Genomic DNA, 14,495 nt, shown 5'->3' on the forward strand with positions numbered 1-14,495 from the left:
AAGATTGAATCGAGGAGGGATGAATAATATTCTACAAATGACAAATATCATTCTTTATCGTCAGTAGACCGTTAAAATATACTCGTTCTCGCTAACGATATAATTAAATATGTTACCGTTTTACGAGTTATTATTCAGAATGACAACTTGTTTATTTGAAGGCTAAGTTTCTGTGGGGAGTCTTGTTGTTCTGCTTCGTGCTTAGGCTTCATTTATTACGGCACATAAAAAAGGAGCTCCTAGAAGCTCCTTGTTAATTCTAAAATGGCCTTAATCTCATTGGGTCATTTTATTTTTGATCAGCACGCAGCGCTGTTCAATTTGACGGGTTTCTAATAGATTGCGGCGGGTGAGATTCGATAATCCAGTTTGGCTATCAAGCACTTTATCCAATGCCGCTATGCTAGTGTAGTTACAATCAGTAGGAATCAAGTTGTGAGCGTAGTTACGCATAAACACAGGGCCTTTTTTATCCATATCCCTCAAGCTCGCCAGACGTTCTTCCGCCGTAGCCGCGCTCAATAGTTTCTGCTCCGCAGGATAAAGATTTTCCATAATGATCCGTTGCTTAGAGAAAGGCAGGCTGTCTTGATGAACCTTGCTTAACCAGCGACGTTTGGCCGCCGCTTCTGGGCGGATCACTTGCGCCGCAAGCGCAGCTTTTTCGCCTGAGTCCGAATTATCCTTGGCCGCTTCTTTGGTTAAACGTTGCTGCGCGTTAGGGAAATCATAGCGATTGAGCTGGGTGATGATCGCCCAGCGTAAATCTTGATCTAAGGTTAACCCCTTAATTTTTGCTTCACCGTCAACGAGTTGCGCTAAATGGCGCAATGAATCCCTGTCGCTGGCTAAACTGACATACGCATCGAACCAAATACGTTGGAAGTCATTATCGCCTTTGCTTTCCATCGCTTTTCTAAGGCTCATCTGGCTTAAGCCTTTGATTGCATTCTCAGCGTAGTTTTGCTGAATAGGTGCGATTTGTGCGAGATACTGCTTCGAGCGCAACATGCTATCGATGATCTGACCGACAATCGTGTAGTCCGTCTCAGCAGGTGCGTTAACAAACACTGTGCTTAGGTATTGATCTAAGCTCAATTTACCTTCACGAACGCTGTCCCACAGACTTTGCCACAGCATAGAGCGCAGCAGTGGATCTGACACATTACTCAACTGCTGTTTTGCGGTGTTAAAGGATTTGTCATCTAGCTCGACTTTCACAAAGCCCCAATCATCAAAGTTTGGATAGACTAAGTCTGGACAGCGCTCACCAATCAGTTGTTTGACTTCGGTACGCTCACCCTTGTAAGTGACTGGCACTTTGACGTCATGACGCAAATCGAAGCGGCCTTGGGTAAAAAGTGCCACTTGGACTTTTTGTTCGCGTAATGTTGGCAGCTCAGCGCTTGCAGGGAGCTGTATCAGGCTAAAGTCGCTGATACGGTTACCTTCACAGCGATATTCCGCCTTGATGGTGTTAACGCCCGCGCTGTAGAGCCATTCTTGAGTCCATGCGCTTAAATCACGACCAGCGGCTTTGCCTAGGCTATTGATAAAATCATCTAACTCGGCATTTTGATAACTATATTGTTTTAAATAATTGCTGACTCCACGGCGAAACACCATGTCGCCCAGCAAGTGGCGCAGTTGTTTCAGTGTCGATGCGCCTTTTTGATAAGTGATCGCATCGATATTGTCGAAGGCGTTTTGGGTCGTTGCCACTGGCACTTCAATTGGATGCGTAGTGACTAAGCTGTCCTGCTCATAAGCTCTTTGTTTGCCTTTGGCGTAAAAAGTGCGCCAAGCATTGGTGAATTCGGTCGCCTCCTGAGTCGCAAGCGTGCCCATAAAGGAGGCAAAGCTTTCATTGAGCCACAGGCCATTCCACCATTTCATGGTCACGAGATCGCCAAACCATTGATGCGCCATTTCATGCATGATCACGCCGGCTAGGCTTTGTTTTTGATCTGCCGTCATGGCTGCTTTATAGAGGAAATGATCCTCGGCAAAGGTCACAGCCCCCGCGTTTTCCATGGCGCCATAGAGGAAATCAGGCACCAGAATTTGATCATATTTCTTAAAGGGATACGGAATACCAAAGTAGTTATCGAAGAAGGTTAACCCTTGTTTGGTATAGTTAAACCAATCCTGCGGTGTGACTTGATTCGCCACTGATTCACGGGCGAACAGGCGCATCGGATAGCGGCCCGAGTTGTCCTGCCACATGTGGTAAGGGCCCGCATGCATAGAAAAGTTATACGGACTGAGTTTTGGCGTATCAGGGAAGGTCCAACGATTGTAAGCGCCCGCTGGAGTGATTTGGCTTTCACGCATAGTGCTAATCACTTGCCAATCTTTGGGCGCTGTGACCGTAATCTGATAGTTGGCTTTGATATCCGGTTGGTCGAATACGGCAAACATTTGCTGCGCGGCGGCGGGTTCAAAATGCGAATAGAGGTAGACCTTGCCATCGACCGGATCTTTAAAACGGTGCAAACCTTCGCCGTTGGTGCTGTGAGGGCGGGTAAACTGCACTTCAACCGTGTTTTCACCCGAGGTCAGCAGACGCGTATTTAAGCTAATGTAAGCGCCATTATAGTTTGGATATACGGCGGTGCCGTTGATGATAAAGCGTTTTATCTGTGCCTTGTTTAAATCTAAGCTCAGTTGTTTTGGTATTTCACTTAATTGAAAGGTCACTTTAGAGGTGGCAGAAAACTCGGCTTCCCCTGTGAGCTGAAAATCCAGTTCATAGCGAACATCGGAAATGATCTGTGAGCGCAGCGCGGCCTGATACTGGCTAATGAAAGCACTGGCGTCACGTGGACCCGTATTAAGAGTGCTTTGGGTGGCACACGACATCAATGCGCCGCAGGCAAGGGCAACAAAACTGGCTTTAAACAAGTTCACAACTGAATCCTTCAACAATTTGTTTTGTTTTCTGCTTGAATATTGTTTCAATGTCGGGTGTTTGGGGTTGCCTGAGTGGCAAATGATCCCCTGCGCCAGCGCCGATTTGAACCAGTATCATTGCAGTGTATTTTGGCCGAGTACACTACCTTATTTACCTTGGATAACCAATGTTAAAAATGTAAAAAAAAGCCAGCGTTTAAGCTGGCTTCTTGGAAACTCTGTTTGGCGACAGTAAGCGCCAAGAGACAATTACATGCCTAAGAAAGACTTAGACTTCATCTTACGGATTTCTTTTTCATCAGACCATTCGATCAGGCCTGTTTCTAAATCCATTAAACGCATTGTCATCTTGTAGTACACGTCTTTAGTGCTACCGTCTTGCTTAACTATGCTAGATAAATTGCCGTATAACATGTATTGCGCGCCGATTTGACGACCAAACTTGATGGCGGTTGATGGATCAACCATGCCAGTGTTGTTTTGGTAATCCAATTGCTTACGGACTGAATCTACTTTAGTCATGTCGATAAAACGGAACTTGCCTGAGCGCAATAGTTTGTTGCTGATAGAGTCAGTAACAGACTCAGTATCAATATGCTCTGAGGTTTTGTTCTTGATGCTGTCGACAAATAAAATCGGACGGCTATTGGCTGTCATGGCCACGATAGGAGGGAAAGTCATCATGCTATCCACCATCTTGGCTGCAATAGCTTGTAGATCCGTTGAGCCAAAGTTCTCATTGACGGTTTCAACTTCGGTGGCATCGCCATATTCGACTTTAGATTGACATGCAGCCAGACCCATAACGGCAGCCAGCACAAAAATCAGTTTAAATTGTTTCATAGTCAGTTCCATTTTGTGATTGTATAAACTTAATGACACACGTCTTATTCAAATACCACAACCGCTAGGCTAAATGATTATTGAATAAATTCGGGTGTAATTACCAGTATCAATTGCCCAGACTAAGGTGGTTTTGCCTGCTGCAACGTCAATTTTTGCCGGTGGCGCTTTATCTAACTGCAAAGTGTATTCTCCCGCACTCAAATAACGCCGCCCGATCTGTGCTTGTTTAGGCAGAGTCAGCCAACTACGGCGATCCGCTTGCTCTGTTACTACGTTAAAAATCTGCATCGCTATGCTGCCAATATCGGCGGCATTGTTTCCGGGGCTGCCACTCTTTCCAACCTGATAGGCCATCTCAGATTTGGCATAGACACGTGCGACTTGGCGAACCAAGGTTGCGGGCAGATCTTCCTTGAGTGCTGTGATGGCTAAGGCATCAATATTGGCAATAGGTTCAGTTTTCAGCACTGTACCTAAACCTTGCACTTGCGTCTCTGGCACAAAAGTATTGTTTGGCATGTAAGTGGCTAGCGACACGGTTTGCCAATTGCCATGGATAGTAAAAGGCACGGTGAGGGCTTGCTTAGCAGGCACAAAGCCGCGCTCGACCATCAAAATCACTTGGCCATCTTTGGGATTAGGTAATTTAGCATCGCCCCAACGACGTTTAAACTCATCATATTGCGGCATGCCGAGTTGCTTGGCGAGACGCACCAGATCTTGCTGTAAATAGGTGTTGTCTGGGGTGATTTGCGCCGCTTTACGATAATCGATATAGGCATCGTTCGGCTCACCCAGCACTTCATGTAATACGCCAGTGGTGTAATAGCTGTAAGCGTTTAAGAAAGAACTCGTCACAGTGCCTGCGGCTTGGCCTAGCTTGTTGACCTCGGCATCGATAGTCCCGTTTGCCATGGCTTGCACTGACTTTTGCGATTTTTGATAGCGCTCTTGCTCGCTGCTTTGTAACTCGTTACTGCGACGAACTTCGACTAAAGCGCCTTGGTAATCGCCACTAAATAAATAATTCAGCGCTTGGTATTGGTGCAGCATGATGCGTTCATACCCAGGACCACGATACGGGATCGCATTGTCGTTTAACACTAAGCTGCTGGCTGTGGCACTAATATCACTGACGCTGACTTTGGCCTTATCATCAAAGGCGGTGTAAGCATCGACCGCTTGTTGGTAGTACTTTTTACTGGCCGCAAAATCGCCGGCGACTTGAGCAATACGGCCCGCTTCTTGAGCATAGAGTAGGCCATCGTTGCCATTGATATTACTGGCAAGTTTGTCGATATCGGCCAAGGGCGTTGCACTATTCAACTCTTGTTTGAGCGGTTCAATCTGTGAAGGGTAATTAATAAAAATACTGTTGTAGGCGCAGCCCGATAAACTTAACACCAACCCCATTGCCAAAGCGGGGGCGATAAACGCGCGAGATAAAGGTGTAACCAAAGACAGTTTCATTATTGGGCTTCACCTTGTTCGATGGACTGGGCTGAAATCAACTGAGCCTGTTCAGGCATACGTGAACGCTCGAGTAAGGTGATCCCTTGCAGGTGATCAAATTCGTGTTGAAAAATCCGCGCAATAAAGCCTGTTAATTCGGCCTGTTGCCACTCGCCTTGTAAATTCTGGTAGCGCACTTCAATGGCTTGATGTCTTAGTATGTTAAATCGTTGACCGGGAACGGACAGGCAACCTTCTTCGCCGCCGACTAAGTCACTCGATGCATGAATTATTTGCGGATTAACCACGACCACAGGCGCCATATTGGGTGCGTCTGGATAACGCTCATTTGGGCGAGAAGCCATAATAAATAAGGCTAAGGGACTGTGAACCTGTGGTGCCGCGATGCCAACGCCTTTGGCGGCTTCCATGCTGGCAGACATTTGCTCTGCAAGGTGCGCGAGCTCGGCATCGAAATGATGCACTGCAATTGCAGTCTGCCCTAGGATAGCTTCACCCACTAACGCTATGGGTAATAAAGGCGGGGTTTGTATTGGCATCAAATGTTTAAACATCGCATTCCCTGGATATTTTGCGGTAACCGTCTTTGAATCAAAGTCTTATTTTAAAGCGTCAGTATTAGTAATGTGGCGGCGGCGTTTCTTCAGCCTGAGTCGCCATATTACTCGGTTCCATGTCTTGTAACTTACCAATTAACATGTGAATTTGGTGCTGCTGGTGAGCCACAAGTCGATTTAATTTGATCACTTCTTGGTTTAACTCTTCGACTGTGAGCTCTTGAAAAGCCAATTTGGTTTCTAGATCTTCAATCTGTGCTTGTACGCCTTGCATGACTAACCTCTATTGCTGCCAAGTCTCAACTAAGCCTTGGCTACTGATACTAACAACTTTATTGGTATCTCGAATTGCCACAGAGTATACAACGGCTCCTCGATTTTGGCTGTTTTTAGTGAGTGCAACCTGCCATTTTTCAATTTCCTTACCCGAGTCACGTTGCCACAATATGACTTCCCGCGCCGGCGTTCCCGTTAATATCTGGCTGTCTTGTTTGATAAACCTCACCGCGGAAAAGTTCATCTGCCGACGGGTAATATCTAACTGATTTAACAGTTTACCGCTAGTGTTATCCCAGATTTTGGCTTCATTTGTGCTGCCATTGGTAAAACTTAGTGTGCCACTGTCGTTAAGCGCCACTTTAGTGATACGGCTGCCTAAGGTCCAAGTATGAAGCGGCTGACCCGTTTGCGCCTGCCAAAGAATCGCCTGCATATCATTCGACCCCGTTAATGCTAAACGGCCATCCGCGGAGAGGGCCACGCTATTGACGCGATCTTTATGTCCCAGAAATTTGATTAAGGCACTTTGGGCGGCATTGAGTGACATAACGGAACCATCATTTAAACCAATGAGTAGCGCGCCATTATCAGCTACCGCCACGCTTTCACCGGATGAAGGCAAAGACCACCATCCTAGGGATTTTCCGTCGGCTATTCTCCACATGGCAACTGAATCTCGGCTTAACGACGCAGCAAATAGTCCGTTGGGCGAAATCGCCGTACCTGTGACGCCAGTATTGATATCGCCATGTATCCATTGGTATTTAAGTGTATGGGTGCTGAGATCCCAGCATTGGACTCCACTACTTTGGGTGGCGACTAAGGCGAATTGTCCATTGCTCGATAGACTCGCGCTATAGCTAGGTTCCGTGGTGAGAACGCTAATGTCTTCCGCTTTAGGATGGCAAGCTGTCAGAAAAATTGTGCAAATTACCAGCAGTAGATTTTTCTTCATGAACTTGCTCCCTAAGTTGCTGTCTTTAGACTTGATCAAGTGACATTAATCACTGTTAACCCATAAAGAATCTAGTTGGTATAACCGAGATAACTAGTATAAAGTTGTCTCGCTTAGGTTATTGTAACCGCTTGAGGATGCTGAGGAAGCTTTAATGAAATCGATTTATAAATTATCGTTAGTTGCATTGGCTGTTATTGGCCTATCTGCTTGTAATCAAGAAGAAAAAGCAGCTACTGCGAGTACAAGTGTTGAATTAACGACAGAAGCTCAAAAAGAAGCTTACAGTGTAGGCGCTTCAATCGGTCGTTACATGTCTGGCCATATCAAAGAGCAAGAAGAATTAGGCCTACCAGTTGATCGCACTCTGATCGTCACTGGTTTCACTAATGGTCTGAATGACCAATTAAAATTAACCGAAGAAGAAATGCAAACCATTCTTCAAGGTCTAGATAAAAAGTTAAACGATAAACGTCAGGAACAAGCGACTGCGATTTCCGCTAAGAACATCGAAGACGGTAAAAAATTCCTTGAAGAAAATAAGGCTAAGTCTGGCGTAGTGACAACTGAGTCTGGCTTACAATACGAAGTATTAACACCAGGTACTGGCGAAAAACCTGCTGCAGAAGACACTGTAGAAGTGGATTATGTGGGTACTTTAATCGACGGTACTGAGTTCGACAGTTCATACAAACGTGGTCAAACGGCTAAGTTCCCACTGAACCGCGTGATCCCAGGCTGGACCGAAGGCGTTCAATTAATGCCTGTTGGCGCTAAGTACAAGTTTGTTATTCCTGCAAACTTAGCCTATGGCGAGCGTGACACTGGTACTATTCCACCAAATTCCACACTGGTTTTTGAAGTTGAATTGAAATCAGTTGAGAAAGCGTCTGCAACGCCAGCCGCTGAACCAGCAGCTAAAAAGTAATGAATTAACTGCCGCATTTAATACGCAGTAAGTGAAATACCGCTCCTAAATGGGCGGTATTTTTTTGTCTGTAAAAATCACATTATTGTTTTAATGCTTAATTTATTGCCATGCTATACAAGGTTTGCAGTCTTTAGTCATGTTTAGTTTTGTATAGCAACCATCAATATCTATCGGCTATGCCAATGGATGAGATTAATCATTAAATCCAGTCCGTTTTAGCGTTGGATTTATTTCAAAATGATGAAGACTAAATTACGTTTTAATGATATCGGTCATCTGTTAAAGCGCCGCGTTCTTTATATTTTATTGGGTATCCCATACTGAAAAATATCATCAAAATATCACATTAAAATATTGGTTATTATTTGTTCGCGCTAGTGCTTTGGCTGAGCATATGTGTATTACTCTTACTGTTTGTTTTTATTTGGCTAATACTTTCGAATTATCACCTTGTTCTGCTAGGTGAACAGTGTCATGTCCATAATCATTTACTCATCAATGTGTTACATTGGCAATGTGCGATCTTGCCCTCTTTTTTTAAGCATTCAACTCTGAAATAATCCGCCCGCACGTTAATAGAAGTTAGCGGCAATATTATAATAATGGGGTTGATGATATGGATAATGTTAATAAGTTAACGGCGATTTCTTTAGCTGTCGCAGCAGCTTTGCCTATGATGGCAAGCGCAGATGTGATGATTACCGAATATGTTGAAGGTAGCTCAAACAATAAAGCAATTGAACTGTATAACAGCGGCGATACGGCAATTGATCTCGCGGGTTATAAACTGGTTCGTTATAAAGATGGGGCAACTGTTGCATCAGATATGGTGGCATTAGATGGCCAATCCATTGCGCCTAAAACGACTAAAGTCATTTTAAATTCTAGCGCTGTGATCACGCTTGACCAAGGTGTTGACAGTTACTCTGGCAGTTTAAGTTTTAATGGTGGTGATGCGGTCGCACTCGTTAAAGATGATGCGGTTGTCGATATTATTGGCGATGTACCAACACCAACGGGTTGGGGATTAGACCTTACCCTAAAACGTAAATTAGATGCGTTAGTGGCGAATACGGTATTTAATGCCGCCCAGTGGGAACAATTACCTAAAGATACCTTCTCAGGATTAGGTTATCTAGAAGCCCCAGCAGAGCCAGAAGTGCCGCTCTTTAGCTGCAGCGGCGCTAAAATAGTGCCGATTTATCAAGTACAAGGTGCGGGTGAGTCTAGCCCTTACGTTCCAGAAGGTGCATTTGAGTCTGAAGCTGAAGTTACAGTGCGCGGTGTCGTGACTGCTCGTGGTGAAAGCTTGTTTAAAGGTTTTTATCTACAAGAAGTGAAAGGTGATAACTCACCGTATACCTCTGATGGTGTGTTTGTATTCTTAGGTGAAGCGGTACCTGAAGCGATTCAACCTGGGGTTGAAGTTTGTGTACAAGGTAAAGTGAAAGAATACTTTGGCTTAACTCAAATCGATATTAAAGCCGATAAGAAATTTGAAGTCGGCGCTAAGGGTGAAGTTCCAGTTGCCGCGCCTTTCTATGTCGCCGATGGCGAAACCTTAGCGCAAGCATTAGAGCGTTATGAAGGCATGAATGTGGCTTTAGATGCGGGCAGCGATCTTAAGATCAGCCGTACCTTCAGCTATGATTACGCTGGCCGTCGCAACAACATGTTAGTGTCTTATAAAGAACCGCTAATGAAGTCGACACAGCTTTATCCCGCGCTTTCTGCTGAAGCGACTGCGTTAGTTAAATCTAACCTCGAAAACCAACTCTTTATCGAATCTGATTACAAACCTGCCGACGGTGTTATTCCATACTTCCCTGATTTCAATGTGGAAACGGGCTACATCCGTGTGGGCGACCAACTGACGAACCTGCAAGGTGTGATTGGTTACAGCTACGGCGCTTATCGTTTAGTGGCAACTAATACTATTACTGCGGGTGATTTTATCCGTGGTGATGACAGAACTGATGCCCCAAGCGTCGCAACTAAGGGCGATCTGCGTGTGGCTAGCTTTAACGTGCTGAACTTCTTTAACGATGTTGATGGTGGTGATACCAATCCATCAGGTAGTAACCGTGGCGCGCTAACGCTGGAAGAAATGGTGCTACAACGCACTAAAATCGTTAGCGCTATTACTGCCATGAACGCCGATATCGTCGGTCTGATGGAAATTGCCAACAACGGTTTTGGTGAGAAGAGTGCGATTAAAAACTTAGTCGATGCACTGAACGAGAAGCAAACGCCTGAAAACGCTTATAGCTTTGTTGAAATCACCGACGCCGACAAGTATGACGGCAAGTATTTTGGCACGGATGCTATCACTGTGGGCATGTTATACCGTGGCGGCAAAGTGACCTTAGCTGGTGCTGCTCAAGCTATCGAGACTCCTGAGCAACATGCCAGTGCTGGCAGCGTGACTCGTACTAAAGATGGCAAAACTGAGACAAATCCAGGTAACGATGCTTACCAACGTCACAGCTTAGCGCAAACCTTTAAAATCCATGATGAGTCGCTGACCGTAGTCGTTAACCATTTGAAATCTAAAGGCTCAGGCTGTTTAGAAGATTGGGCTAACTTTGAAGAGTCAGTCGATCCTGCCGATCAACAGGGCAAGTGTAATGCTTTCCGCGTATCTGCTGCCAAAGTCTTGGGTGAAATGCTAAAAGACGTGAAGGGCGACTTACTGATCATCGGTGATATGAATGCCTACGGCATGGAAGATCCTATCCGTGTGCTGACCGACTTTGATGCGAGCAAGTCAGATCGTGACATCATGACCGCTTCGTGGACGACGCTCGATGGCAAAGTATTTGAACGCCAAGGTAGCAAGATTGAAAAAGGCTATGGCCTGATCAACTTGAACACGAAAGCCCACGGTGCAGGCACTTACTCTTACAGCTATAACGGCGAGCTAGGCAACTTAGACCACGCTTTAGCCAATGCTAGCTTAGCCAAACGTTTAGTGGATATTGAAGATTGGCACATCAACTCAGTGGAATCTAACCTGTTTGAATACGGTAAGAAGTTCTCTGGTGATCTGGCTAAATCTGAAAATGCGTTCTCTGCATCGGACCACGATCCTGTGATCGTTGCCTTAAGCTACCCAGCGCCAGTAGTGCCACCAAAACCTGAGCCAACGCCTAAAGATGATGGCGGTGCTTTAGGTTATTTAGGTTTAGCACTGATGTCCTTGTTTGGTTTACAACGTCGTCGCCGTTAACCTGTGTAACGGGTGAACTCACAAGTGTTATTTGTGAGCTAGACTGAAACGAAGGGATGGTTCGCCATCCCTTTTTTAGTTGTTTTTTTCAGTTTTTATTAGGAGTGAGTATGGGTACAGTCTCAAATCCGCTGAAAACCATTAAAGCGAAAGCGCCACTGTGGTTTTACTTTGTCGCAACGCTCAGTTTATTGTGGAATATCATGGGGCTGATGGCCTTTGTGATCCAAATGACCATGACGCCGGATGCCTTGGCGCAAATGAGCCCAGATCAAATCAAACTCTATGAAACCACGCCGGCTTTCGTTGATGCGATATTTGGCTTTGCTGTGGTGTCGGGCGTTCTAGGCTGCCTATTGTTGTTATTACGAAAATCCCTTGCCTATAAAGTGCTGGTTGCCTCGCTTATCGCGGTTTTGTTGCAAATGAGCTATGTGTTTTGCATTCAACAAGCGGCTGTTGTGCTGGGGGCTGACGCGTTAATCATGCCGAGTGTGGTGGTAATTTGGGGATTGTTTCTCGTCTGGTTTAGCCAGTTGAGTATCACTAAACAATGGTTAGCTTGAGTCTTATTTTTGCCAATATTGACGGGACTGGCTTAGCGCAAACTAGTTGAACTTCATCCACTTCGCAGTAAACTGCTGATTGGTTTTATTGACTAGGAAGTTGCAATGAGTATTTGGTTTAGAGCTGTCACGTTAGAGGATTGCGCGCGTTTAGATGCCGGTATGGGCGGCAAAGGCACCTTGATGCAGACCTTGGGGATTGAGATCAGTGAGATTGGCGACGATTACATGAAGGCAACTATGCCAGCCAGTCCTGCGGTGCATAACCCTTTGGGGATAGTCCATGGCGGCGCGAATGTCGCGCTTGCTGAAACTGTTGCCAGCTATGCGGCAAATTTTGCGGTGGATTTTGAGCAGTACTATTGTGTCGGTCAAGAAATTAACGCTAACCACTTACGGGCTTCCCGTAATGGGCTATTAACTGCCACGGCTAAGCCTATTCATTTAGGAAAACGCAGCTCTGTATGGGAAGTGTTAATCCATAACAGCGCCGGTGAATTGACCTGTATTTCACGGATGACGGCGGCTGTCGTTAAACGCTAAATGCTAAGTGCTAAGTGCAATAGCCCAGCCTATTTCCTGTGGTGTGAATGGCGTATCAATCGTTTGATTTAAATAATATATAAATAAGGATTGGATATGGATAACGCGACAATTTGGGAATGGGTTGGTTATTTGGCGTCTGTGGTCGTCGCAATATCACTGATGATGTCGAACATCAAAAAACTGCGCTGGTGGAATCTCATCGGCGCGGCTTTATTTGTGGCCTACGGCGTGGCAATTGGGGCTTATCCAGTCGCCTTAGTGAACTTTTTTATCGTGCTGATTGACACTTATTATCTGGTTAAGCTTTACCGCGAAGCCGACTCACCCGCCAGTTAATGGCAACGCATCATCTTTCTCCGCTTGCTTGTACCGCACTTTGCTTTACAGCACTCAGCTTCATCGCAGCGAGCAGCCATGTTGGTTTTCAACCGCATCTTAAATGATGTGAGCGAATCATTGGCTGTGAGTCCGCGCAATCGTTTATCTGCTTTGTCATCTCGCTTCTAATCTTTTTTATAGATTACTCGAATCTAGTTTAATCGTTTTATTCTTTGGTGATAATTATCTATTCTTGCTCCATCGACAACACGTCGCAGCCAAGGAGATAAACCATGGCCACCATTTACGATTTAATTGAAACCTGGTTAACCAGCAATCAAGACTAAGGAGCAGGGCATGAGTCAACAACATCAAACAAGTCAGTACTTAACGAGCCAAAACGGCGCCCCAGTGGCCGACGATCAAAACTCAATGTCGGCGGGTGAACGTGGTCCTTTGCTATTACAGGATTGGCATTTAATTGAAAAGTTAGCCCATTTCAACCGTGAGCGTATCCCTGAGCGTATTGTGCATGCCAAAGGTACCGGTGTTTACGGCACATTTACCCTGACCAAAGATTTAAGCGATTACACCATTGCCGACCATTTCAATGGCGTTGGTAAGCAAACTGAAACCTTCATTCGTTTCTCGACCGTCGGTGGTGAAATGGGTTCAGCCGATGCTGAGCGTGATCCACGCGGTTTTGGGTTACGTTTCTACACGGCTCGCGGTAATCACGATATTGTGGGTAATAATACGCCGACTTTCTTCTTGCGTGACGGGATTAAGTTCCCAGACTTTATCCATACGCAAAAGCGTAACCCTAAGACAAACTTAAAAGATCCGCAGGCCATGTGGGACTTTTGGTCATTAAACCCTGAAGCCATGCATCAAGTGACCATTTTGATGTCGGATCGCGGTATTCCGGCAAACTACCGTCAAATGCACGGTTATGGTTCACACACTTTCTCACTGTGGAATGCTAAGGGCGAGCGTTTCTGGGTGAAGTTCCACTTTAAATCCCAGCAAGGCGTGGTCAACTTAACCAATGAACAAGCCGATAAATTAAAAGGGATTGATCCGGATTCATCACAGCGCGATATGGTTGTGGCGATCACGGATGGTAATTTCCCACGTTGGACTGTCAATGTGCAGATCATGCCTGAGGCAGATGCCAATACTTACCATATCAATCCATTTGATTTAACTAAGGTTTGGCCGCATAGCGACTATCCATTACTTGAGATTGGTGTGTTAGAACTGAATCGCCTGCCACAAAACTACTTTGCCGAAGTTGAGCAAGTGGCATTGGCGCCGAGCAATTTGGTTCCCGGTGTAGGGGCTTCACCCGACAAGATGTTGCAAGCGCGTTTATTTGCCTATGCCGATGCCCAGCGTTACCGCATTGGTGCTAACTACAACCAATTGCCGGTGAACTGCCCACATGCGGCTAAGGCAAATCACCATCAACGTGCGGGCGCTATGGCGGGCACACAATGCCCTTACCATGGTAGTCAAACGGGTGCTGATGCCACAGCAAACTATGGCCCGAACAGCACAGCTGATGCCTTGGTTGAACCGGTAAACTTTGCCGAGCCACCACTGCGTTTAGAAGGTGAAGCGGCGCGTTATAGCCGTTATAACCAAGACGACTACACTCAAGCGGGTAATCTGTATCGCATCTTCTCAGAAGCGGAGAAAGCACGCTTAGTGGCAACGATTTCGGGTTCACTAAGTCAAGCGAGTTTAGATGTGCAGCAACGTATGCTGGCACATTTCGAACAAGCCGATGCGGATTACGGCCAACGAATCAAAACGGCATTAGGGCTATAAACTGCGTTTCTAAGAAGTTCAGTTTCCTTAGTCGACACTGTTTATCTCA

The 14,495-nt window shown here is 45.7% G+C and carries 12 protein-coding genes; 6 read left to right on the plus strand and 6 right to left on the minus strand.

Going from position 1 to position 14,495, the window contains the following annotated elements; translation table 11 throughout:
* Positions 1-276: 276 nt before the first annotated feature.
* The 6 genes from pepN to BM607_RS10360 form a co-directional block, all read right to left on the minus strand.
* Positions 277-2,910, minus strand: coding sequence for an aminopeptidase N (gene pepN, locus BM607_RS10335; RefSeq protein WP_071938482.1), 2,634 nt, complete (start codon positions 2,908-2,910; stop codon positions 277-279).
* 252 nt (positions 2,911-3,162) lie between these two features.
* On the minus strand, positions 3,163-3,756 hold the full coding sequence (gene lpoB, locus BM607_RS10340; protein ID WP_006080406.1) for a penicillin-binding protein activator LpoB: 594 nt from the start codon (positions 3,754-3,756) through the stop codon (positions 3,163-3,165).
* Between the two features lie 69 nt (positions 3,757-3,825).
* A complete protein-coding gene (locus BM607_RS10345) occupies positions 3,826-5,229 on the minus strand; it encodes a hypothetical protein (protein ID WP_011845965.1) in 1,404 nt (467 codons plus the stop codon).
* Complete coding sequence (gene def, locus BM607_RS10350; protein ID WP_071938481.1) at positions 5,229-5,786, minus strand: peptide deformylase; 558 nt, start codon at positions 5,784-5,786, stop codon at positions 5,229-5,231. The genes BM607_RS10345 and def overlap by 1 nt, the downstream gene beginning before the upstream one ends.
* A 64-nt stretch (positions 5,787-5,850) precedes the next feature.
* Positions 5,851-6,063 carry a SlyX family protein gene (locus BM607_RS10355; protein ID WP_006080410.1) on the minus strand — a complete coding sequence of 71 codons (213 nt, stop codon included), beginning with the start codon at positions 6,061-6,063 and terminating at the stop codon, positions 5,851-5,853.
* A gap of 9 nt (positions 6,064-6,072) precedes the next feature.
* Positions 6,073-7,023 carry a hypothetical protein gene (locus BM607_RS10360; RefSeq protein WP_012090064.1) on the minus strand — a complete coding sequence of 317 codons (951 nt, stop codon included), beginning with the start codon at positions 7,021-7,023 and terminating at the stop codon, positions 6,073-6,075.
* 154 nt (positions 7,024-7,177) lie between these two features.
* Between BM607_RS10360 and fkpA the strand changes: the two genes are divergently transcribed.
* From fkpA to katB, 6 genes are all read left to right on the plus strand, one after another.
* Positions 7,178-7,951, plus strand: a complete 774-nt coding sequence (gene fkpA / locus BM607_RS10365) for an FKBP-type peptidyl-prolyl cis-trans isomerase (RefSeq protein WP_011845968.1) — start codon at positions 7,178-7,180, stop codon at positions 7,949-7,951.
* 619 nt (positions 7,952-8,570) lie between these two features.
* Positions 8,571-11,183 carry an extracellular exonuclease ExeM gene (gene exeM / locus BM607_RS10370; protein ID WP_071938480.1) on the plus strand — a complete coding sequence of 871 codons (2,613 nt, stop codon included), beginning with the start codon at positions 8,571-8,573 and terminating at the stop codon, positions 11,181-11,183.
* A gap of 110 nt (positions 11,184-11,293) precedes the next feature.
* Positions 11,294-11,749: a hypothetical protein gene (locus BM607_RS21930; RefSeq protein WP_071938479.1), complete on the plus strand. Its 456-nt coding sequence runs from the start codon at positions 11,294-11,296 to the stop codon at positions 11,747-11,749.
* A 105-nt stretch (positions 11,750-11,854) separates the two neighbouring features.
* On the plus strand, positions 11,855-12,292 hold the full coding sequence (locus BM607_RS10380; RefSeq protein ID WP_006080418.1) for a PaaI family thioesterase: 438 nt from the start codon (positions 11,855-11,857) through the stop codon (positions 12,290-12,292).
* A gap of 96 nt (positions 12,293-12,388) precedes the next feature.
* Complete coding sequence (locus BM607_RS10385; protein ID WP_006080419.1) at positions 12,389-12,631, plus strand: YgjV family protein; 243 nt, start codon at positions 12,389-12,391, stop codon at positions 12,629-12,631.
* Positions 12,632-12,970: 339 nt separating this feature from the next.
* Positions 12,971-14,446: a catalase KatB gene (katB, locus tag BM607_RS10390; RefSeq protein ID WP_071938478.1), complete on the plus strand. Its 1,476-nt coding sequence runs from the start codon at positions 12,971-12,973 to the stop codon at positions 14,444-14,446.
* Positions 14,447-14,495: the final 49 nt, after the last annotated feature.

The sequence above is a fragment of the Shewanella sp. SACH genome (assembly GCF_001887095.2).
Taxonomy (GTDB): Bacteria; Pseudomonadota; Gammaproteobacteria; order Enterobacterales; family Shewanellaceae; genus Shewanella; species Shewanella baltica.

Coding starts and splice junctions, on each gene's coding strand:
- fkpA (WP_011845968.1), top strand. CDS start 7,178: ATGAAATCGATTTATAAATTATCGTTAGTTGCATTGGCTGTTATTGGC.
- def (WP_071938481.1), bottom strand. CDS start 5,786: ATGTTTAAACATTTGATGCCAATACAAACCCCGCCTTTATTACCCATA.
- BM607_RS10380 (WP_006080418.1), top strand. CDS start 11,855: ATGAGTATTTGGTTTAGAGCTGTCACGTTAGAGGATTGCGCGCGTTTA.
- katB (WP_071938478.1), top strand. CDS start 12,971: ATGAGTCAACAACATCAAACAAGTCAGTACTTAACGAGCCAAAACGGC.
- BM607_RS10355 (WP_006080410.1), bottom strand. CDS start 6,063: ATGCAAGGCGTACAAGCACAGATTGAAGATCTAGAAACCAAATTGGCT.
- BM607_RS10385 (WP_006080419.1), top strand. CDS start 12,389: ATGGATAACGCGACAATTTGGGAATGGGTTGGTTATTTGGCGTCTGTG.
- exeM (WP_071938480.1), top strand. CDS start 8,571: ATGGATAATGTTAATAAGTTAACGGCGATTTCTTTAGCTGTCGCAGCA.
- BM607_RS10360 (WP_012090064.1), bottom strand. CDS start 7,023: ATGAAGAAAAATCTACTGCTGGTAATTTGCACAATTTTTCTGACAGCT.
- BM607_RS10345 (WP_011845965.1), bottom strand. CDS start 5,229: ATGAAACTGTCTTTGGTTACACCTTTATCTCGCGCGTTTATCGCCCCC.
- lpoB (WP_006080406.1), bottom strand. CDS start 3,756: ATGAAACAATTTAAACTGATTTTTGTGCTGGCTGCCGTTATGGGTCTG.
- BM607_RS21930 (WP_071938479.1), top strand. CDS start 11,294: ATGGGTACAGTCTCAAATCCGCTGAAAACCATTAAAGCGAAAGCGCCA.